Origin of the sequence: Novosphingobium sp. AP12 (assembly GCF_000281975.1) — a bacterium.
Taxonomy (GTDB): domain Bacteria; phylum Pseudomonadota; class Alphaproteobacteria; order Sphingomonadales; family Sphingomonadaceae; genus Novosphingobium.
Genome location: NZ_AKKE01000006.1, coordinates 39,300 through 62,633 on the forward strand (window position 1 = coordinate 39,300; position 23,334 = coordinate 62,633).

The following is a 23,334-nucleotide window of genomic DNA, read 5'->3' on the forward strand; positions in this document are numbered from 1 at the left end:
AGTGAATTTGATCACGATCGCAATTGTCTTGGGGCTTCTGGCCATCGTCTATGGCTTCGTCACCAGTCGTCAGGTCCTGAGTTCTCCGGCAGGCACCGAAAAGATGCAGGAGATCGCCGCCGCCATCCAGGAAGGCGCGCAAGCCTACCTCAAGCGGCAGTATTCAACCATCGCGGTAGTCGGCGTCGTCGTCGCGGTCATCCTCGTGGTGACGCTTGGCGCGATCTCGGCAATCGGCTTCGTCATCGGCGCGGTCCTTTCGGGGCTCGCCGGCTTCATCGGCATGAACATATCGGTGCGCGCCAACGTGCGAACCGCCGCCGCCGCGCAGACCGGCCTGCAGGCGGGCCTGACGCTCGCCTTCCGCGCGGGCGCGATCACCGGGATGCTGGTGGCGGGGCTCGCGCTCCTCGCGATCTCGGTGTTCTTCTGGTACCTGACCGCCGTGGCCGGGCATACCGTAGGCGGCACCGACCGCACCGTGGTGGAGGCGCTCACCGCCCTCGCCTTCGGCGCCTCGCTCATCTCGATCTTCGCGCGCCTGGGCGGCGGCATCTTCACCAAGGCCGCCGACGTGGGTGCAGACCTCGTCGGCAAGGTCGAAGCGGGCATCCCCGAGGACGACCCCCGCAACCCCGCTGTCATCGCCGACAACGTGGGCGACAACGTGGGCGACTGCGCCGGCATGGCCGCCGACCTGTTCGAGACTTACGTGGTCACCGTGGGCGCCACGATGGTGCTGACCGCGCTGCTGGTGAAGGGCCTCGGCGCCTACCTCCTCGCGCTGATGACGCTGCCGCTGCTGATCGGCGGCGTCTGCATCGTGACCTCGATCATCGGCACGTATTTCGTCCGCCTGGGCTCCTCCAACAACATCATGGGCGCCATGTACAAGGGCTTCCTGGTGACGGCGGTGCTGTCGGTCCCGGCGATCTACGGGTGCATCTGGTTCGTCCAGCGAGGCGACATGGCCGCTCCCATCGGCGAGCTCGGCTTCGCCGGCGTGGACCTGTTCTGGTGCGCGCTGCTGGGCCTTGTCATCACCGGCCTCATCATCTGGATCACCGAGTATTACACCAGCACCGCCTACCGCCCGGTCCGCTCGATCGCCAAGGCCTCGGAGACGGGCCACGGCACCAACGTGATCCAGGGCCTCGCGATCAGCCTCGAGTCGACGGCGCTGCCCACCATCGTCATCGTCGCGGGCATCATCATCGCCTACCAGCTCGCCGGGCTGCTGGGCATCGCCTATGCGGCCACCGCGATGCTGGCACTGGCGGGAATGGTCGTCGCGCTCGACGCCTATGGTCCCGTCACCGACAACGCCGGGGGCATCGCCGAGATGGCCGGCCTCGACGACGAGGTGCGCGCCAAGACCGACGCGCTCGACGCGGTCGGCAACACCACCAAGGCCGTCACCAAGGGCTATGCCATCGGTTCGGCGGGCCTTGCCGCACTGGTGCTGTTCGCCGCCTACACCACCGACCTGCGCGAGTTCTTCCCCGAACTCGACGTGAACTTCAGCCTCGAAAACCCCTACGTCATCGTCGGGCTGCTGCTCGGCGCGCTGCTGCCCTACCTGTTCGGGGCCATGGGCATGACGGCGGTGGGCCGCGCGGCGGGCGACGTCGTTCTCGACGTGCGCGCGCAGTTCCGTGAAAAGCCGGGCATCATGACCTACGAGGAAAAGCCCGACTACGCGCGCACGGTCGACCTAGTGACCAAGGCCGCGATCAAGGAGATGATCGTGCCCTCGCTGCTGCCGGTGCTGGCGCCGATCGCGGTCTACTACGTGATCGGCTGGGTCGGCGGCCGCGCCAACGGCTTCGCGGCGCTCGGCGCGCTGCTGCTCGGGGTGATCGTAAGCGGCCTTTTCGTGGCGCTCTCGATGACCTCGGGCGGCGGCGCGTGGGACAACGCCAAGAAGTACATCGAGGACGGCCACCACGGCGGCAAGGGCTCCGAGGCCCACAAGGCGGCCGTCACCGGCGACACCGTTGGCGATCCCTACAAGGACACCGCGGGCCCGGCGGTGAACCCGATGATCAAGATCACCAACATCGTCGCGCTCCTCCTGCTCGCGGCGCTGGCGGCGGGGTGATCGACCGAAGCGTCGTCCCAGTCTCCGCCGGGACGACGCTTCACCATTAGCATTTCCTTGATGGATGCCCGCTATGCCGGCTGCGAACCGGCAACCGGCCCGCAATCGGCCCCGCATTCGGACATCCGCCCTGGTGGCACTCAAGGCTCACGATCAGATCGCGCTTGCGGCACATGCCCATGCCGCATCCGCGCGCGCGGCCACCGGCCGCCTGACCTGCGTCGCCTGGCGCGATCTCGAGCATGAGGTCGACGCGTGGGACCGCCTCGCCCTTGTCGCAAGCGAGCCCAACCCGTTCTTCGAGAGCTGGTATCTCCTGCCGTCCCTGCGACACCTGCCCGACACCGACCGCGTCATGGTGCTGCGTTACGAGCAGGACGGCGAACTGGCAGGGTTGCTACCGGTGATCCGTGCAGGCCGTTACTACCGTTGGCCGGTGCCGCAGATTTCGAGCTGGCTCCACGCGAACTGCTTCTGCGGTGTCCCGCTCGTCGCCGAGGGCGCCGAAATGCCGTTCTGGCGGGCAGTCCTGCGCTGGGCGGACGCCGAGCCGGGCGCCGCGTTGTTCATGCACTTTCGAGGCATGGTGCTGGGCGGAGCCTTGCACGCGGCTCTGGAATCCGTCGCAGCCAGCGAGGCGCGGCAGGTCGAGGTCGTCCACAGCGAGGCACGCGCCATGCTCGCCTCCGACATGACGCCGGACGCGTACCTGGAAGCCTCTCTGTCGGGCAAGAAGCGCAAGGAACTGCGTCGCCAGTCGAGCCGCCTCGCCGAGGAAGGCCTGGTGTCATTCGAACGCAGGATCGACGGCGAAAGTGTTGCGTCATGGTGCGATGATTTTCTCGCGCTGGAAAAGGCCGGCTGGAAAGGCAAGGCCGGCTCCGCTCTCGCCTGCGAAGAGAGGACTGCGCGGATGTTCCGTGACTGCCTTAGGGGCGCTGCCGAGCAAGGGCGGCTCGAGCGCCTGACGTTGACGCTGAACGGGCGCCCGTTGGCGATGCTGGCGACGTTCCTTACTCCGCCCGGCGCCTATTCGTACAAGACCGCATTCGCCGAAGAGTTCGCCCGCTTCTCGCCCGGCGTGCTGCTCCAGCGCGAGAATCTGGCCGTGCTCGCGCGTCACGGCATCGCGTGGACCGACAGCTGCGCCAGCGCCGACCACCCGATGATCGACCATCTGTGGCGGGAGCGGCGCGCCATCGGCCGGCTCTCGATCGCCATTGGCGGCACGCTCCGCCGGGCCGCCTTCCGCCGCTTCGTCCGCGCCGAGATGGCGCGCAACCCCTCCGGACCCCTACCATGAACGCGCCTGTCGACCTCTCTCCCGCCGCCGTGTTCCCGGATTCTGCGCGCGCCGCTTTCGCCGCCGGCTATCCTGAAATGCCGCATAAGCTGACCCATGCTTTGGGGGCGCATCCCCTCATGGAACTGGACGCCCTCGCTCGCCTGGCCGAGGCGCTCCCTGCCGCATCGATCGAATACAATGCCGCCGACCAGCCCATCGGCATCGACGGCAAGCCCGCGCCCACCGGCATCCCGATCGGCGAGACGATCCGGCACATCGAGACGACGCGGTCGTGGGCAGTCCTCAAGAATATCGAGCAGGATCCAGCCTATGCTGGACTGCTCGCAGACCTGCTGGCCGAAATCCAGCCCGCCATCGAGGCACGGACCGGACGGATGCTCAAGACGCAGGGATTTGTCTTCGTGACCTCCGCGGGCGGCGTGACGCCCTACCATTTCGACCCCGAGCACAACATCCTGATGCAGGTGCGCGGGTCCAAAGTCATGACGCAGTTTCCGGCCGGAGACACGGCTTACGCACCGGACGAGGTCCACGAGACCTACCACACCGGAGGCGGCCGCGAATTGAGGTGGCACGAGGGCCTGCTCCCCGGCGGCCGCGACTTCGCCCTGAAGGCGGGGGAAGCCCTGTTCGTCCCGGTCATGGCGCCCCATTTCGTGCGCAACGGTCCGGAGCCCTCGGTGTCCCTCTCGATCACCTGGCGTTCGGAATGGAGCTTCGCCGAGGCGGACGCGCGCGCATTCAACGGACTGCTGCGAAAGCTGGGCCTTGCGCCCTCGCCTCCCGGGCGATGGCCCGCGCGCAATCGCGCGAAGGCCCTCGGCTGGCGCATCGCAAGGAAGCTGGGCGCCGCCTGACGAGCCGACCGCCGAATTGGTGCCCCTGGCCCGACTAAGCCGCCGATAGGGACAAACCGCAGAAATCCGCCACTCTTTGTGTTTAGGATGGATCAGTATGTACCCCATTCCTGTACCACCTTCAAGCCGCGAACGGCGCTGAGGCAAAGAGTGACACGACGATGAAGACCGAGATCAAACTGAACGACGGGGAAGCGCAGCACATGGGCCATGGCGTCTTCGTTCTCCTACAGCGCGACGAATACGGGCGAGCGCAAAACGTGGTGGTGACCGAGGACGACTTGCGCCGCCTCCTGGGCAGCCGGTCTCGCTGATGAGCACATGCGGCGACATGACGCAGGCAAGCGACGGGCTTGGTGGACGAGGTGAAGTCAATATGTGAGACTTTTTGCTTCCGTACTATCGAGTACTTGGAGGGCAGATCATGGCGAGGTCGCGCAGAAAACCACCAACATTTGAGGTTCCACTCGATGATGGAAGCATCGGAGAGTTGATCGACAAAGGCCTTGTTTCTATATGGCAAAAAGACGAGGCGGGCCATTTACACCATATCATTCTTTCTGAGGCTGACCTTCGGATTCTCTTGGACTTAGTATTCAACGGAAAAAGCGAATGGCAGCCTAAGCACCCTCCGTTCGCAAGGCCTCTCTAAAACAAAGCTGGCAGTTTTAAGACTGCCTGCCGTACCCTCTGGACCCTGGCGCCGCCGTGTGCCATTTCATTTCGACCATCAACGGCTCCGGGTGTCCCAGCGGCATCACGCGCACCATAAAGGGAGCGCGAGCTGTGGCCGTCTCACTTCAAGAACTTCGATATCGTGCACGTCAGCCCCGCCTGGGCCGCTGGTGGCGACTGTGGATCGCCTGTAGCTCCTGGCTGTCGGCCCTTGCCTTGGTCATTGCGACCCGCGAGAGCGGTTGGAGCGATGGCGGCATTCGGGTGCTGACGGTCTGCGCGGTCTGCTCGGTTCTAGCCCTCGCGCTCGGCCTGACGATTGCCTGGGTTAGGAACGGGAAGCGGGCATGATCGAGGTGACGCCCGGCCCTCTGCCCATCCACTTCTTCACCATCGTGGTGAAGGCGACCGCCGTCGACAGGTCATTCCCTGGGGGACGTAAAGCATTCATTGGCGCCCACGATGCTGGGTCGTACAACGGCTCCATCTTCTGCCTGTCCTCCATGGGGCCTGACAGTGTCGATTGGCACCTGACGCGCCTGGAGTCAGCTGGCATCGTCCTGGGGATGGACGCGGCGTTGGCGGACATGACAGACGGCCCCCAGGTCGATTGTCCGGGATTGCTGTTCAAGTGCGAGGGCGACTGGTTTGGCGCTCGGTGGAGTGTTGCCGCCTGCGCCGGATCGGGTCAGCAGCAGGCGCAGGCCCGAGAGGTCGTCGTAGCGCCCATACAGCGCGTTCCCGCAGATACACAGGTTTCGCGGCCATTGGGCGATCAAAGCTCTCCAGGAGAGTCGGGAACAGCTTGGAAGCGAGTGATGGGCCCAATGGGTCGATGCTTTTGGACGGGCGGCGAGGACGATGAAGATTGACTTAAGGTGGGGAGCCTGAGGGGCAGGGCCCTCCGGGAGCGGGCCGAACGCTTTGATGCGCTTCGCCTGATGGCGTAGGTCCTCCCAACAGATGCACGATTAAGACCCTTGAGCGCCGATGGGCTCTCGGGGGTTTTTCATGCCGTCGCCACTTGCCGTTCGTTCCCTTTTCGTTCTACAGTGCCGCGCATGGAACGCATCGACCCTCACCAGCTCACCGAGGTCATCCTCTCCGCTCCTGCCTGGGCCCGTGTGGGCATCACCATGCCGGACGAGCGCATGCGCAAACGGGCCGCTCAGGAGCTGGCAGCGACGATCGTCGAGCAGCTGGGGATTGAGGACGGCGAAGGGGACGAGGGGCAGCTTAGGCTGCCTATGTAACCGGAACAGGGCGGATGAGGCCCGAAGGGGACTTTCTGATGACGCCCCATAGCCGCCGTTGATGCCCGCTAGGGTCGCCCGCCTCAAACATCAGCGATGCTTGATCAGAAAGCCCGCACTTTATTGTTTTGGGAACTTAAATGGCCAAAAAAGGCAGCAAAGTACGCCGAAAGTCGGCCCGGCAACGCCGCTCCGATCCCAAGGGCCCATGCCCGTGTTGCCCTGCAGCCAGCCAAAAGAAATCCAACTTCCTAAAAGATATCCCAAAACACCAAGCAGGGCTGACGCCAATACCTTATGACCGCCAATCCAGCGGCGAAATGGCCAAGTTATTGGCAGAACAATAAAAATCATTGCTATAGTGGAAAATATGAGACCTATCATAAAAACGAACGGCCAGAAAAACATGACGGTCGGTATCAGCCATATCGCGTCATTTTTTAACTGACCAAAAAAGAATTCCAGAGTTGGACAAATGACCGCCGCTATCGCGCTTCCTCCGACAGCTGATATAAACGCCGCTTTGATGTGCGACCTGCCTGCTAATTCCATTGGTAAAACCACAATCTTCGGGACAATCTAGGAAGTTGCGTGATTGGTAATGGTTGGAGCCGTTTCGTCAACGATTACGGCCTTTCGACTGCTTCCCACCCAACTCAGCCATAGCCCCTCTCCCGGCCAGCTCCCGAAACCGGACGCCCCGCCAGCCCTCCACGAAAAGAAACCCCGCGGCGCCAGAAGGCACCTTGGGGGTTTATCGTAACTCAGGGATAGGCCCAAGTTAGAGCGCGGGCGAAGTCAGCCACGTTCTTCTCCAGGTCCGCCAGGGACCCACCGTTGTCGATAAGCTCATCGTTTTGGACCTTAGAGGATACCGCATCGCCTCGCCAAGATGTACGCATCATAAATGAGACAGATTGTCATTTCTCTGATCGAGTTCTTGCGCAACCTGTGGCTGCCCATCCTGTTTGTTTTTGGGGCCATTCAGGACCCCCTGGATATAGGGAAGGTGGCTGGGCTCGTCCCCCAAGACACGACGTGGCCTTTTGTCAACGCGCCGATAATGAGATACGCGTTCGCCTTCGCTGCGGCAGTTTGGCTGTTCGTTTGGTTTCACCGCAAGCGGCTCCGTTTCGAGGGGGTGGTCCTCAAGCAAGACTTGCCCCTGCACAACGCCATTTGGTACATTGCCCGTAAGACGCGATGGGCAGCCAGTCAGCTTCCAGACGAAGACGATGACTGGCCCCTGGAGGCGGGCCACGAACTATTTCGAAAACTGGCGGAGAATAGACTTCAAGCGTTCGGCCGGAAAAAAATAAACGGAACCGTCGATTTGGCGTTCACCCAGATACCGCCGGATGCTTTCAACACCGCGCAATGGGATGCCCACCTGATGGTTTCTAAAATCCCGCCAGCCATCGTCAGGACATCAGGCGGCGACTTGTGGCACCGCGTCCATCTCGACCGAAGCCAAGTCCATGACGTTTGGCCGAACCGGCGGCTCTGGGACCGGTTTAGAAAAAAGTCCCCGATTGACAGGATCGATGCGCTTGCAGCTCCGCAAACGTACCTTGAGATACAGGCCGATCAGGACCGCAACTATTTCCGCGATCCTCATCTCGCAAACGTGTTCGACGCCTGACTGAGTGCGGCTCCTCGAAAAGAAATCCCCCAGGGCCCGAATGGGGCCGAGGGGGACTTGAGGTAGCGTCAGGGCACGGTAGCGGCGTGCGGGCCATCGCAAGGGCCAGAGGCGGGCACCAAATATCCATGGCGTTCCCGCAGGCCGATCCACTCAGATTTCCGGCCCGAGTAACGCGAGGGGTAGGGAGGCAGACAACCGTCCTGCTGGAGCTGGAGGTAGACCGCCGGGTCTGTCAGCGCTGCGTCGGGCGCCAGTCGCAAGGCCTGCTTCTTGGCCCAGGCGGCAAGCTGTTGGCCCTTGAAAGGATCGGTTAGGTGGGTCCACCACCAGACGCCGACAGGGGATACCATGATGACGTCCTCCGGCTCTCCGGGCACATCGTCGTCGGGCAACTCGGTGCTCGTTAACCGGGCGGCGACAGGGAAGCGGGGGTCGTCCACCAGAGCCATGGCTTGCCGATCATAGCCGAGGGCGTCGCACAGGTCCGGCAAGGCGAACCAGGGGACCCCGTGCACGGGCAGTATGCGTATCGAGCGACGGAAGAACTTCAGCGTGTCGCCTTCGCCGTAAATCGTCGACGTGGTCACCGGATGACGTTTCCGTCGATGTCTATCGTGACCGTTCCGCCAGTGGTCTTTCGGCTCGGCGGCGGCTTCGGGAGGCCGCGTTTGCGTTCGGACTGCAGTTCGGCGAAGCGCTCACCATATCGGCGTTCGCCTCGTGTCAGGTAGCCCTCGAAGGTCTCCCCCTTCGGCGACTTGGCGGTCAACGAACCGTTGTTGCCGATCCACTGGGAAGTTAGCTGGGCTCGCAGCCCCTCAAGCTTCGACTGGTATATGGCGTCATTAATGATGCGCCGGTTCTCGCCTTCGGTCTTGTAGGGGCTGACGCCTGCCATGCGGATCATCGCCATGTCCTTGTCGGACGCGGCCCCCTTCAGCTGGCTGGTGCGGCTAAGGGCGGCGTTGGCAGCCACCGTGTTCAGCTGGTCCCGTGCTTGCCAGGTCTGCCCATCCTGAAGGTGGCGTAGGGCTGCACCGATCGGGGTTGCGATCGTGCCGACCGCCCCCGCAGCAAGGTCAGCCAGCGTTCGCCCGCCGCGCTCGCCTTCCACAGGTGTTATGGTGTCCATCCAGGCCGCCTTTACCGGCCCGGTCCCCATTTTGGACACGGCTCTGCTCGCACCAAGATACTGCCGGACGGCGTCCCGTTCTGCGGAGGCCTTGCCCTGCGCGGCTATCAGCGCCTTGCGATCGTCGGGCGTCGTCGTGGCGTGGCTCGCGGCGGCCGGAGGCTGGTAGGTGATATCCTTGACCCACTGCCCCCCGTGGAAGACCACACGGGCTTTGCCGTCCTTGGAAGTGGCCGTCTGGCCCTCTTTGATTTGTTCGGGCAAGGTCAGTCCAGTACGTAGCCATTGGGGACAGCCGGGGAATGAGGGAAGCCCGCAGTGGACCGCTGCAAGCTCATCGCTTGTGGTCTTGAGGCAGCTGCCCAAGCGGTCCCTTCGGCATCTCGTGAGACTTGGTCGGTCGCCCTGCGGCGAAGGCGCACTATCGCAAGCCACACGGAGGAGGCGGCGATGAGAACGATCGAAGCGATCAGCATTTAGCCCCTCGCAAGGCGAGCGGTCGAGTTGGTATGGTCATGTTAAAGTTCCCGGCCAGGAATGTTTGTGGAGGCGCGTGCGGTGAGGACGCGCAGACGATGAATGGCTGGTCCAAGCGATCGGCGAAACCGAGGGTCGCGACAGCGGCGCACGACAGTAATCGGCAGGCGAGCCCTATAGGCGGCGTTCGGCAAGCCAATCAGTGAGGAGGACACTCCTTCCACCTGCTTGGGCTGGCGGCGTTTCGCCGGGCCTATAGGGGACTAAATGCAGCCTTTAGGTATGGATGGTTGTCACCATCTCCATCCCCCTTTGGGGCCTTTAGGTAGGCGTTCGGTGTCGTTCGCCCCCCTACCCCCCAGGGTCCTCTGCAAGCATGTCATGCATAGGTCGGCACTAATGGTCGTGCTTTAGGTGGCACTAATGGCAAGTTCTTGAAAACAAAGGGCGTTAGGCCTTCGGCTCTCTTTCGCTATATATGGGGGTGAGTGCGGGCTGTCGGGGGCGGGTGACGAGCGGAGGAGCCAAAAGGCGCCTGGAGGGACCCAGAAGAATAATCGGGGAGCGTGTCCTCCAAAACCCGCAGAGAACCGTGCGTGGTGGTGAAGGTCCGAGTAGCAGCAGCGGCGGCCTAGCGAAGCGCCGATTTTCGATTTGCATTGGCCCTGAAACGCTGTGGGACCACCTGAGGGCGGCGGGGGGACCCGTGATATCGTCATTCGGTTCATTTCGGGCACGGGGCTTCTGCTGGCGTCAGCGGCCATCGCCCGCCACATGCCTACCGAAAGGCGGGACGCGGCGGAGGTGGCCATTCCCTTCTCGACATTGTCGGCTTAGGCTCGGGCAGTCGGCAGCGATTGTGGGCATTTGCTCCTACGGTCCATCGCGGCTCCGGGAGCGACGTTGACAAGGCCTTACACAATAGCCTAACCAGCGTCAGTCAATCTTGTATGAACACGGACGAGCCATGAAGACCATCACCTACTACCGTGTGTCCACCGCCGCCCAAGGCCGCTCGGGGCTCGGCCTGGAGGCCCAGCGGGACGCGGTCGGACGCTTCTGCCAAACCAGGGGCTGCGAGGTGCTGGCCGAATACACCGAGGTCGAGAGCGGCAAGCGGAATGATAGGCCAGAGCTGGCGAAGGCGATGCACCATGCCAAGGTGACGGGGGCTACGCTGGTGATCGCCAAGCTGGACCGCCTGAGCCGTAATGCCGCGTTCCTGCTCCAGCTTCAGGAGAGCGGTGTCCGGTTCATTGCGGCGGACATGCCCGAGGCCTGCAACCTGACAGTGGGCATCCTGGCCCTCGTGGCCCAACAGGAGCGGGAGGCCATCTCGGCAAGGACCAAGGCCGCCCTGGCGGCAGCGAAGGCCCGTGGGCAGCGCCTTGGCAACCCCAACGGCGCCGCTCCTCTGCGTAAGGCTGCGAAGGGCAACACGGCGGCGGTCATCGCCCTGAAGGCTGCTGCGGACGGACATGCGGCCAACCTCCGCCCGATCGTCGATAACCTGCGAGGCCGAGGCCTGACATCGCTGCCTGCCATCGCCAATGCCTTGAACGAGATGCAGATGCAGACGCCGCGTGGAGGCAAGTGGCACCCGTCGTCCGTTCGCAACCTTCTGACGCGGCTGGAAGCGTGATTGCAGGCGGCCAGAAATATTCGGGTGGTGATGGGCGTCGAACGCGGCCTGAGCCGGGCTTTGAATGTAATATCATATCATAAAGCAGTGGAGCTGCCAGGCTCTGCAGCTAGTGGCAATGTCAGGACCTCAGGGACCTAGGCGCGTCGTCAGCCCGCTTCGGCCAACATCTGCCATACACTGGGATAGATACAACGGGCCACGGTGAGCACCTTCCGTTTCCGATCGGCGCCGATCGCTTGCGTCTGGTTTTGGAGGGCGCTCAAATCGTTCGTTACGACCGGGAAGGGTGGATTGCAGAAAGGCCGCTTCAGATGTTTAACAGGTTACTATCGGACCACACATCCTCGAATCCCGGCGCGACTAAGAACCTCCATCCCGGTGGCAGTGCTAGATACGGCAGAACAGCAGGACAATCCTCTCGCAGATGATAGAGGTGGACGGGCTTGAAGAAATCGTCTGCTTCCGAATAATCGCCTGACCAGATGAACCACCCCGTTGATCCGCTCTTAAATGGATGACGCAGGCCATGGAGCGGCATTTGTCCGCGCAGCGCGCTTTCGGAGATGCCGACTGTAAAGCTATCTTCTGGGGGCGTAAAATGAACGCCGAGTCGCTCGCAGACGCTTTGTTGTGCTTCGATCATCCGGGTAGTCTAATCCGCAAAATTGATGTCGGCTATCGGGAAGCTGATTTCGGCTCACCAGTGTCGCCGATGGGTGGAGAGCCGACATAGCCATGTTAAGTTGAAGCCCAATCCGTCGAGGAAACCATTACACTATGCTCCTTATTATCGCCCTTATGGCTGGTGGGACGCCAGCAACCCCAGTGAAACCTGACGATGATTGCTACACCGTCTGGGGTGGAACTGGTGGCAGACATCCGATCTCGGAAGTTTGTCCGGAAAGGCAGAAGCAGCTTGTCGAAACCATTCGAATTATGGCTGAAAACGGTAGTAAAGTTGGGGTGAAATGCGCGAATGGGATGGCATATCTGCGAAACGGCGGGCGACTTAATCGCCTAGAAGATTATTACTGTAATGATCTCGTTTCACCCCAAAAATGAACTGATCTCTGTCGTATCTACAGAGCTAGCGGTTCCGCATGGCGAAATTCCACGCTCGGCACCCTAAGGGGGTAACTGTGGGAACGGCGGGAATGGGGCGCGAACCGCCAGACCGCTTTTCCTGTCACGCGGCGGTAAGCTGCCCTTCAGCTGACAGATGGCCGTAGCCGCGTCGGGAGAGGCCGGAAGGGGTGGAAAGCTGCCGAATTAACGACCTGCTCGATTACGCGATCGGGCTTGCCGTTGAGCCCGCCTTTTTTTTCGCCTTTCGGCATCTGGCGAAGGCACAGCGGCCTCGGCACGTTTCGCTTTATCTCCACGGAGTTTTCGGGCGAAATGTTGCCCGACATCGCCCGCAAAGGATGCCAGAATTTCTTTCACAACGTCTTGAATCATCCACGGAGGATATGCCGCCAGAATGCGGCAAGCAAGCACGCCTCCCGCGTCCGCTATGGGGCGAAACCGGAAAGTCCCCTTTCTGCCACCCATAGCCCCTATGCTGCCGTAGCCCCCATCGCCAACTACCGCCTCGCCACGCCATCTTGAATGCGGATGAGAGCGGCGATGAGCCTGAGTGGGAAAAGGCGCCGGGGACTTGTGCGGGCGGGCGATCGACATCTGATAGGCGTGTGGTGAAGGCCCATCGCTTACGCCGGGCGCCGCCACCTAGGCACAAGGTCAAGGACATTCACCTTAAACTGCAGCCGGTCCACTTGGTCCCCCAAGCCATCCCGGTCCCCATAGCCCTCGTTCGCGCTACCGCCGCCCTGGGCCTTGTGGCCTTGAATGTACTCCATGGCCTCTCGATAGATGCCGGAGGAACGTGCCGCCGTGCTCCAAGTGTGTCGAAAGCCGCGCACGGGCTGTCGGCCACTTCCGCGCCGGAATACGCCCTGGTCATAGACATAGTCGCACATCCACTCTCCGAAGCTGGCGTAGATGCCGCGCCGCTTGCCCTTCCTTCGCAGCAGGGGGAAAAGCGCCAACTCGCCCTCCCCCTTCAGGAATGCCAGATAATCGAGCAAGCCCAGGTCCAGTAGTGGTTGCGGCAAGGGAAAGGCCCGTCGACCGCTTTCCTGCCCCTCGGTCTTCAGACTCTGCTGGCCCTTCACGGGGTGCAGGCCCTCGTCGGTGAACTTGATTACCCATCGACTATCCCATTCATGTTGGTGGATGTCTGACACCAGCAACTGGGCCACTTCCTCAGGGCGGGCCCCCGTGAACATGGCGATGAGCGGCAGCCAATAGACGGCTTCACCCTTCCCTCCCTTCGGACGGACCCCTTCAATAAATACAGGCATCGCGAAGTAAGCCTTTAACTCGTCGGGACTATAGCCCTTCTCGGTATTTCCGCTTGTCCCTCGGCGGAACTGCCGATCACTGAAGGGGCTAGTCAGCGCCTTGGGTATAGTGCCTTCCGATTGGGCGTTATTCCATCGTGCATTCAACGCCAGGATGTAAGCCTCCTGGGTCTTTTCCGTAATGCGCCTGACGTCCTCCCGCCCTGCGTAGCGCTTTGCCAAGTTGGGCAGGGTCATGTGGAAATCGGCTTTAGGGAGCTTGGAGGGCCGCTGTGCCAACAGGTCAAGGAAGGAAGTTACCTTCTCCCGCGTCAGCTCCGAGGGCGTCAGGTCGCCTACCGCCTCCTTCAGAAAGCGAAGGGCGCCACGGACTCGCTCCTTCGTCGGTTCGTTAAACTTCCACCGTGGCTTCTCGATCAGTTCCATCGTGATCGCAGCGAAGGTACGCTCGGCAACGGCAGGAGCCTTGCGACGTTCCGGGGACATCACAGGCGTCGGCGAGGCGGGAGTGGGAACCACCCTGCCCTCCCACCGCTGTAGCTCGGCCTCGTGCACCTCTATTGCCGTTTCGTTCAACCGGATGCACAAGACGCGGAAATCGTCCGCCGTTTCATCAACGAGATACCCACATGAGGACGTGAGGTCGAGCGCGGGACCTCGCCACGCCGACAAGATGCCATCGACATCGCCGTCTGCCGCAAAGTCCCTATAGCAGCGAAGCGCCACTTCTGTGGCCTCCTTAACGGCGACCGTCCAGCGAGCGGTGGGCCGATGCGGCGGCACTTCGAGGCCTGTCGCTGCCATGCGCTCTGTGAGCCATTCGGCCCGAGCCTTTGAGACCGGATCGAGACGGCGGTGAGCATCCTGAGCGAGTTGCTGGCTGCGATAGGTCTCGGAAAGGAATGCGATTTCGGGCGCCCCCAGGCAGTCGAAGCGCTTTTCTCTCCGCTTCTTCGCTCGCGCCGCCATCGCCTCGAACCGCCGAGCCGCCGCCTGAAAGCGCTCCATCGCGCCTGCTTCGGAGATGGACCGAGCGCCAAGGGATACCTTCAACTCGGTGAGAGACTCGCCGTGGTCTCCTGCAAATGGGACCAACGGCGCGGGAAAAGGGCGGCGGTAGCGCAGGACGCCGGTCTTCGGATCGGGGCCCAGGTACTTTATCTTCACATCCACAGTCATGCTCTTTTTGTACCACCCGGCGTACTACCGGAGGCTTAAAGAGCGACGGGTTTCCGCCATTCCCGCAGAAAAAAGCCATTCCTGGCTTGACTGGTGCCCCTGGCCCGACTCGAACGGGCACGCCTTTCGACAAACGATTTTGAGTCGTTCGCGTCTACCATTCCGCCACAGGGGCAACGTCAGGCGGGGCGACGCTTAGACGGCAGTTGCGCAGCGTTCAAGCCCGATCGCGGGCTGCGGGTTCAGAAATTCCAGTCCATCGCGACGTGCAGCAGCCGCGATTTCATCGCACCCTTGCGCGAGCCCAGCGTGCCGATCTCGAAGCGGGGGCCTTCATCGTCGGGCTGGTAAGTCAGGCGCAACTTGGTCTTGTCGGGTTTGGCTGGCTCGGTTTCTACGTCCATCGACTGGGACCGCAATGCCGGCCGGCCCGCTCCTCGAAGTGTCTTGCCATTCACCGCGCCCAAGTCGAAATCCGCAGCCTCGGAAGGCGGGGCGGTCTGGGCCTCCACCGAAACCGGCATCGCAGCGCAGATCAGCGCAAGCGCGCAATGATGAGGGACATGGCGTTCCATGGCCCCGCATCATCACGCCGCTTGGGGAAAATACCAAGACGATTGCATGGCATTTCAGAGACGGGCGGGCCCTGCACGACGAAGCGCCTTGCCTATACGACGAACGGAGCCGCCAAGCATGGTCGTCGCCATCCCAAATGAAGCGCGCGGAGTGTTGTTAGCGGTCCCGCTTTGGCCGGGACCGCGCGACTCGTCACGCCTTGACAGCGGTCGCCAGCAACTTGTGGAGGCGCGAGTGGAGCACGTCGTTACCGGCCAGAATCTCGGTGTCGCAGATCGGCTGCGAGCGGCCCTTCCAGTCCGACACGAATCCGCCTGCCTCACGTACCAGCAGGCAGCCCGCCGCAGTGTCCCAGGGCTTGAGGTCGGCTTCCCAGAAGCCTTCATAGCGACCCGCCGCGACCCACGCCAGGTCGAGCGAGGCTGCGCCGAAGCGGCGGATACCGGCTACCTGCGGCGCCATCGCGTGGTAGATCCTGGTCCACTGACCAGCGTCACCGTGACCGGCGAAGGGGATACCCGTGGCGATCAGGCTCTCGTCGAGGTGGCGGCGCGAGGAGACGCGCAGACGGCGGTCCTGCAGCCAGGCGCCGCGCGCCTTCTCGGCCCAGTAGCTCTCGTCGGTGACCGGGTTGTAGATCAGCCCGGCGGTCACTTCGCCCCAGCCGTTGCCGTCGAGACGCGGTTCCTGCACCGCAATCGAGATCGCGAAATGCGGAATGCCGTGAAGGAAGTTGGTCGTGCCGTCGAGCGGATCGACGATGAAGCGCGGCTTGGTCGGGTCGCCCTCGATCTCGCCGGCTTCCTCGAAGAGGTAGCCCCACTCGGGCCGCGCGGCGCGCAGTTCGTCCCAGATCGTGCGCTCGGAAGCCTGGTCGGCCTTCGAGACGAAGTCTGCGGGGCCCTTGCGGCTGACCTGCAGGTGCTCGATTTCGCCGAAGTCGCGGCGCAGGCGGCTGCCCGCCTTGCGGGCGGCCTTCTCGATGACGCGGATGAGACCGGAAATGGCGGCCATGACTTTACTCTACTCCTGTGTCCGGCGCGGCCCCCGATGGGCTCGCCGGCCTCGAATTAACGGCCGCTGGGGGCCGGTGCCGGTGCGGGCTGGGTCGGATCGCCCTGGAAGCCGCAGACGGCGGTCAGCACGGCCAGAACCTCGGCGGGCTTGTCGCGGTGAACCTTGTCGGCGTTTTCGGCGAAGACCTTGTCCATCGATTCGCTGATCTTGCCGAGCGGGTTCTCGTAGAGACAGCCCACGAGCGCGCTCTTGGCTTCCTGCTTGATCTGGTCAGACTGCAACGCGCTGATCAGGACCTTGAGATAGAGCACCGCATGTTCGGACTGCGCGGCCTGGGCGGCAGTCGGGGCAGCGGGAGCGGTCGCCTTGGGAGCGGCAGCGGCCTTCTTGGGGGTCGCGGCATTCGCGGGAACGGCGCCCAGCGCCAGGCCGGCGACCGCGAGGATGGGGAGGATCGCGCGCATCAGTCGGCCTTCTTCACGTAGGCTTTTTCGTAGACGTCGACGATGATGCGGGTGCCGCTCGCGATGTGCGGCGGCACCATCACGCGCACGCCGTTGTCGAGCATGGCGGGCTTGAAGCTGGAGGACGCGGTCTGGCCCTTCACCACGGCGTCGGCTTCGACGATTGTGGCTTCGACCTGCTCGGGCAGCTGTACCGAGATCGGACGCTCTTCCCACATTTCGAGAAGGACCTGCATGCCGTCCTGAAGGAAGGCGGCGGCATCGCCCAGGAGGTCTGCGGGGAGCGAAATCTGCTCGTAAGTCTCGGTATCCATGAACACCAGGTCCTCGCCCTCGGCGTAGAGGAACTGGAAATCCTTGGTGTCGAGGCGCACGCGCTCGACGGTGTCGGCGCTGCGGAAACGCACGTTGGTCTTGCGGCCGTCGATCAGGTTCTTCATCTCTACCTGCATGAAGGCGCCGCCCTTGCCGGGCTGGGTGTGCTGCGTCTTCGCAACCTTCCAGATGCCCTTTTCGTATTCAAGGATGTTGCCGGGACGGATGTCGACGCCGCTGATCTTCATGGGTTCTTGCCTTCAGACTGGGAAAGAGCTCGAGGATCGCACCGGCGGCGGCGCCGTCACGATCCTTGGAAAGCATGGGCCCTTAGACGAGGCAGCGAGGCATGGCAATTGCTTCGCGCCGATGCTAGCCAATCGCCATGATGCGCGCCCATGCCCAGTTGTCGTCCGCCGTTGCCGGCCTTGCCCTTCTCCTCGCGCAGACAGGCTGCGCTGCCAGTGCCACGCCGCCGCTCGCCCCCGGCGGCGCGATCGCGACGCTGGCGCTGGGCTCCTACACATGCGAAATGCCGGGCGATGCAGGCGGCGCCGTCGGCAAGCCGGTGCCTGACTATGCGTTCCGCGTGGTCAATTCCTCAAGCTACAAGGCAGGCGGGATTCGGGGCAGCTACCTGTTCGTGGGGGACAGGGTCACCATGACCGGCGGCAAGCTCAAGGGCCTGAAGCTCCACCGCATCTCCGCCGGGTTCCTTAGGGAAGTGAAACCCGATGGAACGGACGGCGACCTGCGCTGCGTGCGCGCGTCGAGGAAATAAAGGCTGATCGCTCCCGCGGTTTGCCCCTGCCCTCTGCCCGGCCTAGCTCAACGGTAGCTATGGATAACGGGAGCACGGCATGGATTTCCAGTTACAGGGCAAGGTCGCGGTCGTCACTGGCGCGACCGCCAACATCGGACGCGCCATCGCTCTCGACCTTGCCGTCGAGGGCGCCGCCCTCATCCTTGTCGGCCGAGACGCGCAGGCCGGCGCGAGGCTGGTGGAGGACTGCCGGCAGCGGCGCGCAGCCGACGCAGTGTTCGTCGCCGCGGATCTGATCGACCCCGCCTCGCCCGCGAAAGTGCTGGAGGCCGCCGAGGCGATCGGACCGATCGCGGTGTTGGTCAACAACGTGGGCGGGAACGTCGACCAGGGCCTTTTCGTCGACAGCGATCCCGGCAAGTGGATGGCCGATATCGACCTCAACTTCGGCACCGTGCTGCGCATGACCCATGCGGTGCTGCCCGGCATGATCGCGCGGAAGACCGGCGCCATCGTCAACGTCGGCTCCACCGCCGCGCTGGTGGGCGACTACATGCTGCCGGTCTACTCGGCCGCCAAGGGCGCGGTGCACAGCTTCACCGTGGTGCTCGCCAAGGAAGTCGGCCAGCACGGCATCCGCGTCAACGCGATCGCGCCATACGCCACGATCCCCACCGACCCCGCGAGCCTCAGCGCCGGCAGCCGCTTCAATCCCGAGACCGGCGTGTTCTCCAAAGGCCAGGCCAGCGTCAGCGAGGAGGACCGCGCCATCCGCCAGCGCCGCACCTTCGTCGGAAAACCTTTCGCGAGCCCTGAGGAAATGGCGGCGATGGCAACCTTCCTCGCCTCGGGCCGCGCGAGCTTCATCACCGGGCAGGTCTATCCCGTCGATGGAGGAGCGCTGCTCTAAAACATCAGAACCATGGGAGAGAACGAAAATGGCCATCGATGAAACCGCCCTGCAGGCGCTACTCGACAAGGACGCGATCCGCGATCTGGTGCTGCTCTATTCGCGGGCAATCGACCGGCAGGACATCGCCCTGCTGCGCGACCTCTACACCGAGGACGCCACGGACAGCCACGGCGACAGTTTCGACGGTCCGGCGGACGGCTACTGCAAGTTCATCGAGGGTGCGTTCCCCCACATGCCCTATTCGGGTCATCACGTGTGCAACCACCTGATCGCGGTAGATGGCGACGAGGGCAGCGGCGAGGTCTACGCCCTGGCCTACCACCTCATCCCCGGCCGCGACGGCGGGAGCGAGGAAGACTTCATGGCGGTACGCTACATCGACAACTACCGCCGCTGCCCCGATGGTCGCTGGCGTTTTGCCAGGCGCGTGGTGACCTACGACTTCAAGCTGCGGCGGCCTTTCGACGGCGGCGGACTGCTGGGCCTGCGCGAGCGCGATCCCAGCTACGACGTCTGCACCCAGGCACTCTTCGCAAGAGGGCCGAGCGGCTGAGCATTCACTCGCCGGACTTTGCCGCCGGCGATGCAGCCTTTTTCGCGCTGGCTCATTGCTAGGCCCGACGGGGCAGGCGACGGCAATCGTGCGCGCCTGCCGCCGCGGGAGGAACCCAATGCCAGCAAGCGTGCCCGGAACGGTTAAAGTCGGCGTGCTCAATGACATGGCCGACTTTTCCGAACCGGACAACGGCGGCGTCATACCTAGCGACGTCACGGGCTGGTTGGAGCGCGAGATCGGCGTCCTGCACGAAGCCGGGAGGCTGTCTGCCACGGTCGAGTTCGTGCATGCCTATGGCCTCGGCCTTCCTTCGGGAACCGCCGAGGCGGTGGAGCGGGCCTATCGCCAGTTGGCCGATGCCGGTGTCGCGCTGATCGTCGGCCCGGCGATCGGCGACAATGCTCTGGTGGCGACCCCGCTCGCCGAACAACTGCGCATCCCCACGATCAACTGGGCCGGCGCGGAGCGCGCGCGGGGGCGCTACATGTTCCATCATCAGGTCGGCAGCCACGAGGACGAATCGCTCGTCATGGCGCGGCACATGGCAGGTCTAGGATGCAAGCGCCTCGCCGTCGCATACGACATCTCGCCTATCGGCACGCGGCACCTCAAGTACCTCGAGGACGAGGCCCGGGTGCTGGGCATCGAAATCGTTGCGCGGCACGGCCTGTCTCCGCTTGCCGAAGATGCCGCCGAGGCGGTCGACGCCCTGCTCGAGGACGGGCCGGACGGCTTCGTCTACCTCGGCCTCGGCGTGTCGGCTCCGGCCGTCGCGCGCGAGCTGTCGGCCGATGGCTGGGATGGGCCGAACATCATGAACACCGCGGGCCTGCGCGGCTATCACGGCGACTTTGCACGCGCCTGCGAGGGCTGGTTTTACATCGACATGCATTCGGACACGAACACGACCTTGCAGGCACAGATGTTGCTCCTGAACGCACCCCGGCAGCACGCGCTTGCCGTCGCCAAGGGTCACGACATCGGCCGCCTCGTCGCCGAGGGTCTAGCCCGCGCCACCGACCTCAGTCGCGAAGGCGTGCGCATCGGTCTGGAGCAGGTCAAGTGGCTGCCCGCCGCCGAGGGGTACGAAGGAACCTTGCTCGGCTTCGGCATCCAGGACCACGGCGCGCTCCATGGGCGCTACCTCGTGGTGCGCCAGTGGCTCGGCGGCGAAACGCGCGAAGTGGCCCTCTAGCGCCCCCTACATCGACGGCGCGTAGCCGCCGTTGAGCGGGTAGGTCTGCCCGGTGATCCACTCCGCCGCGTCCGAGCACAGGAACGTCACGAGGCCAGCAACATCCGCCGACTTGCCGTAGCGGCGGATGGTGTAGCGCGCCAACTGCACTTTGGCGTGGTCGCTGGCCATGAGTTCGGCCAGCTTCTCCTCGGGCATGTCCGGCATCAGCGAGGACAGCGACACCGCGTTGCTGGTCACTCCGTAGCGCCCCAGTTCCTTGGCGATCGAGCGCACGAAACCTTGCGCGCCAGCCTTGGCCGAGGCGTAGACCGCCAGCTTGGGTTCGCCCACACGGCCCGAGTCCGAGACGATGGTGACGATCCGCCCGCGCTTCGCTGCCACCATGTTCGGAATGAAGGCGAAGCAGGCATTGTAGACGCCGTAGAGGTTGGTGCGCAGGTAACGGTCCCAGGCGGCCGGCTCTTCCTCCCAGAAGTTGAGCGTGGGGCGCAGCGAGCCGCCGGGCCCCGCCATGCCCGCGTTGTTCACCAGGATCGTCGCCGGCCCGAGCTTCTCCTTGATCGCGGCATCGGCAGCCCTGATCGCGTCGAGGTCGCCCACGTCGAACGGCACCGCGAGCGCCGGGACGCCGGTGGCGCGGATTTCCTCGGCCACCGCCTCGGCGCGCTCGGCCACGAAGTCGTTGACCGCGATGCCGCCCGCGTTGTGGCGCGCCAGCTCGAGCGCGATCCCGCGCCCGGCGTTCTGGCCGGCACCGGTGACGACGGCGACTTGTCCGCCAAGGTCGAGAAGATCGTGTGTGCTCATGTCAGTGCCGCTCCCAATGCCCATTGCAGGCCTTTTAGATAGTATATACTCTCTAGTCATGGCGAGTCCCGGCGAGGGTCCGCGCAGGAGAGGATCCCCCGGACGATGCAGCCTCAACAGCCCGGTCCGCTGTCGGAGTATCTGGCCGATCTTGAAGGGGCCGTGGCCCACATTGCCAAGACCTGGCGACCCGACGATCCGGAATATCGCGCCGACGTTTACCGGCAGATCGTGATGCAGTTCTCCTATGGCTACTTCGCGTTCTTCCATGCGAGCGCCGAGCATCCCGACTGGGCGCCGCTGTGGAACCCGGTCTACACGCTGCAGCCCAACCCCGACGACATCTACCTCCAGAGCCCGGTCAGCCCGGCCTATCGTTACCGGGTCAGCGGCACGCGCGGGACGGTGAAGATGATCACGTTCAACACCCAGATGAACAACGCCGGCTACCCCGGCCCGGTCGACATGACCGGCGAGCATTATTCCGATCTCGACGACCGGCAGCTTACGATCGCACCCGACGGCAGCTTCGAAATCCTGCTCTCGGCGGAGCGCCCCGAAGGCCACGCGGGCAACTGGCTGCAGATTAAGCCCGGCGCCACGCTGCTGATGGTGCGCAAGCGCTCCTACGACTGGGCGGGCGAGGTCGACCCGGTGCTCTCGATCGAGAACCTCGATCCCGTCCCGCCCAAGCCGCGCCTTTCGGTGGAGGAAATCCTGGAGCGCATCCGCCACATGGCCGCGATGCCCGGACGTGCGCAGGAGCTGTTCTTCGGGATGCAGAACCAAATTCGGTCGAGCGCGGGGATCAACGTGTTCCAGCCCGCCCCGATCGGCGGCGCCCTGTCGCGCCAGATCTACGTGCCCGCCGTGTTCGAGTTCGACCCGGGCGAGGCGCTGGTGCTGGAAACCGAGCTGCCGGAGACGCGGCCTTACTGGAACTTCCAGCTCAACGACCCGTACTACAACGCGGTCGAATACGTGTACCGCACCAGCAGCACCAACGGCCATTTCGCGCATATCGGCGGCGACGGCAAATTCCGGGCGGTGATCGCGCTCGACGATCCCGGCGTGCCCAACTGGCTCGACCCGGCGGGCTTCCTGCAGGGCACGATCTACGGCCGCTGGTACGATTGCGACAGTTGCCCGACGCCCACCCTCACCCGCGTGCCGCTGAACGAGCTGCGCGCCCACCTGCCGCCCGAAACGCCCCGGTTCTCGCCCGAGCAACGGGCCGCGCAGATCAGCGAACGCGTGCGCGGAGCGCAGCGCCGAAGGAGATGGTAATGCTCGAAGGATTCGACCTCACCGGCCGCGTGGCCCTCGTGACCGGCGGCGGCACCGGCATCGGCAAGGCCATCGCCACCCTGCTCGCCCAGCGAGGCGCCGACATCGTGATCGCCGCGCGGCGGGTGGAGGCTCTGGAAAGCGCCGCTGCAGAGATCGGCGCGTTGACCGGGCGGCGGGTGGAGTATCTCACCACTGACGTCACCGATGCTGCCGCCGCACAGGCGCTGATCGACGCCGTGGTGGAACGGCTGGGAGGCCTCGACATCCTCATCAACAACGCCGGAAAGTCGAGCTATTCGGGCTCCTCCAAAATGCCGCCGGAGATGTGGGACAAGGATATCCGGCTCAACCTCAACGCGGCGTTCTACTGCGCGCACGCAGCGTTCCCGCACCTCAAGGCGAGCGGGCACGGCGCGGTCGTGAACATATCCTCGCAGGCGGGCATCACCGGGACGACAGGCTGCGGGGCCTACTCGGCGGCCAAGGCGGGGCTCCAGATGTTCACCAAGGTCGCCGCCAGCGAGTGGGGCGGCGCTGGGGTGCGGGTCAACTGCGTGGCACCGGGCATGATCGCCACCGACCTCGCGCAGAAAAGCTGGGCCAAGACCGGCTTCGACGCGCTCGGCGCAGCTACCACCGCCTTCGCGCTGCGCCGTCCCGGCAAGCCCGAGGAGATCGCCCAGGCCGTCGCCTTCCTCGCCAGCGACGCCGCCAGCTACATCACGGGTGAAACTCTGGCCGTGAGCGGCGGGGCAGGACAGAAAGGCATGATCGACACGGATTAAGGAGGTGCCCCCCGAAA

At 64.0% G+C, this 23,334-nt stretch carries 25 protein-coding genes and 1 tRNA gene; 15 read left to right on the forward strand and 11 right to left on the reverse strand.

What is annotated here, in order from left to right; translation table 11 throughout:
- Window position 1: 1 nt before the first annotated feature.
- The 6 genes from PMI02_RS00380 (at window position 2) to PMI02_RS00400 (ending at window position 6,192) form a co-directional block, all read left to right on the forward strand.
- Window positions 2–2,101: a sodium-translocating pyrophosphatase gene (locus tag PMI02_RS00380; RefSeq protein WP_007677120.1), complete on the forward strand. Its 2,100-nt coding sequence runs from the start codon at window positions 2–4 to the stop codon at window positions 2,099–2,101.
- A 133-nt stretch (window positions 2,102–2,234) separates the two neighbouring features.
- Entirely contained in the window at window positions 2,235–3,404 is a 1,170-nt protein-coding gene (locus PMI02_RS00385; RefSeq protein WP_238538927.1) for a GNAT family N-acetyltransferase, read from the forward strand.
- A complete protein-coding gene (locus tag PMI02_RS00390; RefSeq protein WP_007677124.1) occupies window positions 3,401–4,264 on the forward strand; it encodes a hypothetical protein in 864 nt (287 codons plus the stop codon). Before PMI02_RS00385 ends, PMI02_RS00390 begins: the two co-directional genes overlap by 4 nt.
- Before the next feature lie 161 nt (window positions 4,265–4,425).
- Window positions 4,426–4,578, forward strand: coding sequence for a hypothetical protein (locus PMI02_RS26810; protein ID WP_007677125.1), 153 nt, complete (start codon window positions 4,426–4,428; stop codon window positions 4,576–4,578).
- Between the two features lie 708 nt (window positions 4,579–5,286).
- Window positions 5,287–5,811 (forward strand): hypothetical protein, encoded by a 525-nt coding sequence (locus tag PMI02_RS00395; protein WP_007677126.1) that lies wholly within the window; start codon window positions 5,287–5,289, stop codon window positions 5,809–5,811.
- A 189-nt stretch (window positions 5,812–6,000) separates the two neighbouring features.
- Window positions 6,001–6,192, forward strand: coding sequence for a DUF6771 family protein (locus PMI02_RS00400; protein ID WP_007677127.1), 192 nt, complete (start codon window positions 6,001–6,003; stop codon window positions 6,190–6,192).
- 120 nt (window positions 6,193–6,312) lie between these two features.
- Here the strand turns inward: PMI02_RS00400 and PMI02_RS26815 are convergent, their stop codons facing one another.
- Window positions 6,313–6,744: a hypothetical protein gene (locus tag PMI02_RS26815; RefSeq protein ID WP_157222299.1), complete on the reverse strand. Its 432-nt coding sequence runs from the start codon at window positions 6,742–6,744 to the stop codon at window positions 6,313–6,315.
- Between the two features lie 355 nt (window positions 6,745–7,099).
- Here PMI02_RS26815 and PMI02_RS00405 point away from each other — a divergent pair, with 355 nt between their 5' ends.
- On the forward strand, window positions 7,100–7,834 hold the full coding sequence (locus PMI02_RS00405; RefSeq protein ID WP_007677128.1) for a hypothetical protein: 735 nt from the start codon (window positions 7,100–7,102) through the stop codon (window positions 7,832–7,834).
- 68 nt (window positions 7,835–7,902) lie between these two features.
- Here the strand turns inward: PMI02_RS00405 and PMI02_RS00410 are convergent, their stop codons facing one another.
- Both PMI02_RS00410 and PMI02_RS00415 read right to left on the reverse strand, forming a co-directional pair.
- Window positions 7,903–8,424 (reverse strand): hypothetical protein, encoded by a 522-nt coding sequence (locus tag PMI02_RS00410; protein ID WP_007677129.1) that lies wholly within the window; start codon window positions 8,422–8,424, stop codon window positions 7,903–7,905.
- Complete coding sequence (locus PMI02_RS00415; protein ID WP_007677130.1) at window positions 8,421–9,233, reverse strand: hypothetical protein; 813 nt, start codon at window positions 9,231–9,233, stop codon at window positions 8,421–8,423. Before PMI02_RS00415 ends, PMI02_RS00410 begins: the two co-directional genes overlap by 4 nt.
- A gap of 1,180 nt (window positions 9,234–10,413) precedes the next feature.
- On the opposite strand from PMI02_RS00415, the gene PMI02_RS00420 reads away from it, so the two are divergent.
- The gene (locus PMI02_RS00420; protein ID WP_007677131.1) at window positions 10,414–11,088 is read left to right on the forward strand and encodes a recombinase family protein; all 675 of its coding nucleotides are present in this window, start codon (window positions 10,414–10,416) and stop codon (window positions 11,086–11,088) included.
- 310 nt (window positions 11,089–11,398) lie between these two features.
- Here PMI02_RS00420 and PMI02_RS26820 read toward each other — a convergent pair whose 3' ends face one another.
- Window positions 11,399–11,734, reverse strand: coding sequence for a hypothetical protein (locus PMI02_RS26820; RefSeq protein ID WP_157222300.1), 336 nt, complete (start codon window positions 11,732–11,734; stop codon window positions 11,399–11,401).
- Window positions 11,735–11,868: 134 nt separating this feature from the next.
- Between PMI02_RS26820 and PMI02_RS26825 the strand changes: the two genes are divergently transcribed.
- Window positions 11,869–12,153, forward strand: a complete 285-nt coding sequence (locus PMI02_RS26825; protein WP_157222301.1) for a hypothetical protein — start codon at window positions 11,869–11,871, stop codon at window positions 12,151–12,153.
- A gap of 647 nt (window positions 12,154–12,800) precedes the next feature.
- Here the strand turns inward: PMI02_RS26825 and PMI02_RS00425 are convergent.
- The 6 genes from PMI02_RS00425 to efp all read right to left on the reverse strand — a co-directional run bounded on the left by PMI02_RS00425 (window position 12,801) and on the right by efp (window position 17,253).
- Window positions 12,801–14,627, reverse strand: coding sequence for a hypothetical protein (locus tag PMI02_RS00425; protein ID WP_157222302.1), 1,827 nt, complete (start codon window positions 14,625–14,627; stop codon window positions 12,801–12,803).
- 97 nt (window positions 14,628–14,724) lie between these two features.
- Window positions 14,725–14,808, reverse strand: a tRNA-Leu gene (locus PMI02_RS00430).
- Window positions 14,809–14,875: 67 nt separating this feature from the next.
- Window positions 14,876–15,157, reverse strand: coding sequence for a hypothetical protein (locus PMI02_RS00435; RefSeq protein WP_007677134.1), 282 nt, complete (start codon window positions 15,155–15,157; stop codon window positions 14,876–14,878).
- 244 nt (window positions 15,158–15,401) lie between these two features.
- The gene (locus PMI02_RS00440; protein ID WP_007677135.1) at window positions 15,402–16,223 is read right to left on the reverse strand and encodes an inositol monophosphatase family protein; all 822 of its coding nucleotides are present in this window, start codon (window positions 16,221–16,223) and stop codon (window positions 15,402–15,404) included.
- 56 nt (window positions 16,224–16,279) lie between these two features.
- Entirely contained in the window at window positions 16,280–16,690 is a 411-nt protein-coding gene (locus PMI02_RS00445) for a hypothetical protein (protein ID WP_007677136.1), read from the reverse strand.
- On the reverse strand, window positions 16,690–17,253 hold the full coding sequence (gene efp, locus PMI02_RS00450) for an elongation factor P (RefSeq protein ID WP_007677137.1): 564 nt from the start codon (window positions 17,251–17,253) through the stop codon (window positions 16,690–16,692). Before efp ends, PMI02_RS00445 begins: the two co-directional genes overlap by 1 nt.
- Window positions 17,254–17,390: 137 nt before the next feature.
- Between efp and PMI02_RS00455 the strand changes: the two genes are divergently transcribed.
- The 4 genes from PMI02_RS00455 to PMI02_RS00470 all read left to right on the forward strand — a co-directional run bounded on the left by PMI02_RS00455 (window position 17,391) and on the right by PMI02_RS00470 (window position 20,432).
- A complete protein-coding gene (locus tag PMI02_RS00455; protein WP_007677138.1) occupies window positions 17,391–17,786 on the forward strand; it encodes a hypothetical protein in 396 nt (131 codons plus the stop codon).
- Window positions 17,787–17,865: 79 nt separating this feature from the next.
- A complete protein-coding gene (locus PMI02_RS00460; protein WP_007677139.1) occupies window positions 17,866–18,678 on the forward strand; it encodes an SDR family NAD(P)-dependent oxidoreductase in 813 nt (270 codons plus the stop codon).
- A gap of 28 nt (window positions 18,679–18,706) precedes the next feature.
- Entirely contained in the window at window positions 18,707–19,234 is a 528-nt protein-coding gene (locus PMI02_RS00465) for a nuclear transport factor 2 family protein (RefSeq protein ID WP_007677149.1), read from the forward strand.
- Window positions 19,235–19,352: 118 nt separating this feature from the next.
- Window positions 19,353–20,432 carry an ABC transporter substrate-binding protein gene (locus PMI02_RS00470; RefSeq protein WP_007677152.1) on the forward strand — a complete coding sequence of 360 codons (1,080 nt, stop codon included), beginning with the start codon at window positions 19,353–19,355 and terminating at the stop codon, window positions 20,430–20,432.
- 6 nt (window positions 20,433–20,438) lie between these two features.
- On the opposite strand, the gene PMI02_RS00475 is transcribed toward PMI02_RS00470, so the two are convergent.
- Window positions 20,439–21,242, reverse strand: coding sequence for an SDR family NAD(P)-dependent oxidoreductase (locus PMI02_RS00475; protein ID WP_036501601.1), 804 nt, complete (start codon window positions 21,240–21,242; stop codon window positions 20,439–20,441).
- Window positions 21,243–21,347: 105 nt separating this feature from the next.
- Between PMI02_RS00475 and PMI02_RS00480 the strand changes: the two genes are divergently transcribed.
- Window positions 21,348–22,529: a DUF1214 domain-containing protein gene (locus PMI02_RS00480; RefSeq protein ID WP_007677158.1), complete on the forward strand. Its 1,182-nt coding sequence runs from the start codon at window positions 21,348–21,350 to the stop codon at window positions 22,527–22,529.
- Entirely contained in the window at window positions 22,529–23,317 is a 789-nt protein-coding gene (locus PMI02_RS00485) for an SDR family NAD(P)-dependent oxidoreductase (RefSeq protein ID WP_007677160.1), read from the forward strand. Before PMI02_RS00480 ends, PMI02_RS00485 begins: the two co-directional genes overlap by 1 nt.
- Window positions 23,318–23,334 lie beyond the last annotated feature (17 nt).

Bases quoted from the DNA above. Each gene is read 5' to 3' on its own strand.
- PMI02_RS00390 (WP_007677124.1), top strand. From the start codon at position 3,401: ATGAACGCGCCTGTCGACCTCTCTCCCGCCGCCGTGTTCCCGGATTCT.
- PMI02_RS26810 (WP_007677125.1), top strand. From the start codon at position 4,426: ATGAAGACCGAGATCAAACTGAACGACGGGGAAGCGCAGCACATGGGC.
- PMI02_RS00395 (WP_007677126.1), top strand. From the start codon at position 5,287: ATGATCGAGGTGACGCCCGGCCCTCTGCCCATCCACTTCTTCACCATC.
- PMI02_RS00400 (WP_007677127.1), top strand. From the start codon at position 6,001: ATGGAACGCATCGACCCTCACCAGCTCACCGAGGTCATCCTCTCCGCT.
- PMI02_RS26815 (WP_157222299.1), bottom strand. From the start codon at position 6,744: ATGGAATTAGCAGGCAGGTCGCACATCAAAGCGGCGTTTATATCAGCT.
- PMI02_RS00405 (WP_007677128.1), top strand. From the start codon at position 7,100: ATGAGACAGATTGTCATTTCTCTGATCGAGTTCTTGCGCAACCTGTGG.
- PMI02_RS00420 (WP_007677131.1), top strand. From the start codon at position 10,414: ATGAAGACCATCACCTACTACCGTGTGTCCACCGCCGCCCAAGGCCGC.
- PMI02_RS26820 (WP_157222300.1), bottom strand. From the start codon at position 11,734: ATGATCGAAGCACAACAAAGCGTCTGCGAGCGACTCGGCGTTCATTTT.
- PMI02_RS26825 (WP_157222301.1), top strand. From the start codon at position 11,869: ATGCTCCTTATTATCGCCCTTATGGCTGGTGGGACGCCAGCAACCCCA.
- PMI02_RS00435 (WP_007677134.1), bottom strand. From the start codon at position 15,157: ATGCCGGTTTCGGTGGAGGCCCAGACCGCCCCGCCTTCCGAGGCTGCG.
- PMI02_RS00440 (WP_007677135.1), bottom strand. From the start codon at position 16,223: ATGGCCGCCATTTCCGGTCTCATCCGCGTCATCGAGAAGGCCGCCCGC.
- PMI02_RS00445 (WP_007677136.1), bottom strand. From the start codon at position 16,690: ATGCGCGCGATCCTCCCCATCCTCGCGGTCGCCGGCCTGGCGCTGGGC.
- efp (WP_007677137.1), bottom strand. From the start codon at position 17,253: ATGAAGATCAGCGGCGTCGACATCCGTCCCGGCAACATCCTTGAATAC.
- PMI02_RS00455 (WP_007677138.1), top strand. From the start codon at position 17,391: ATGATGCGCGCCCATGCCCAGTTGTCGTCCGCCGTTGCCGGCCTTGCC.
- PMI02_RS00460 (WP_007677139.1), top strand. From the start codon at position 17,866: ATGGATTTCCAGTTACAGGGCAAGGTCGCGGTCGTCACTGGCGCGACC.
- PMI02_RS00465 (WP_007677149.1), top strand. From the start codon at position 18,707: ATGGCCATCGATGAAACCGCCCTGCAGGCGCTACTCGACAAGGACGCG.
- PMI02_RS00470 (WP_007677152.1), top strand. From the start codon at position 19,353: ATGCCAGCAAGCGTGCCCGGAACGGTTAAAGTCGGCGTGCTCAATGAC.
- PMI02_RS00475 (WP_036501601.1), bottom strand. From the start codon at position 21,242: ATGAGCACACACGATCTTCTCGACCTTGGCGGACAAGTCGCCGTCGTC.
- PMI02_RS00480 (WP_007677158.1), top strand. From the start codon at position 21,348: ATGCAGCCTCAACAGCCCGGTCCGCTGTCGGAGTATCTGGCCGATCTT.
- PMI02_RS00485 (WP_007677160.1), top strand. From the start codon at position 22,529: ATGCTCGAAGGATTCGACCTCACCGGCCGCGTGGCCCTCGTGACCGGC.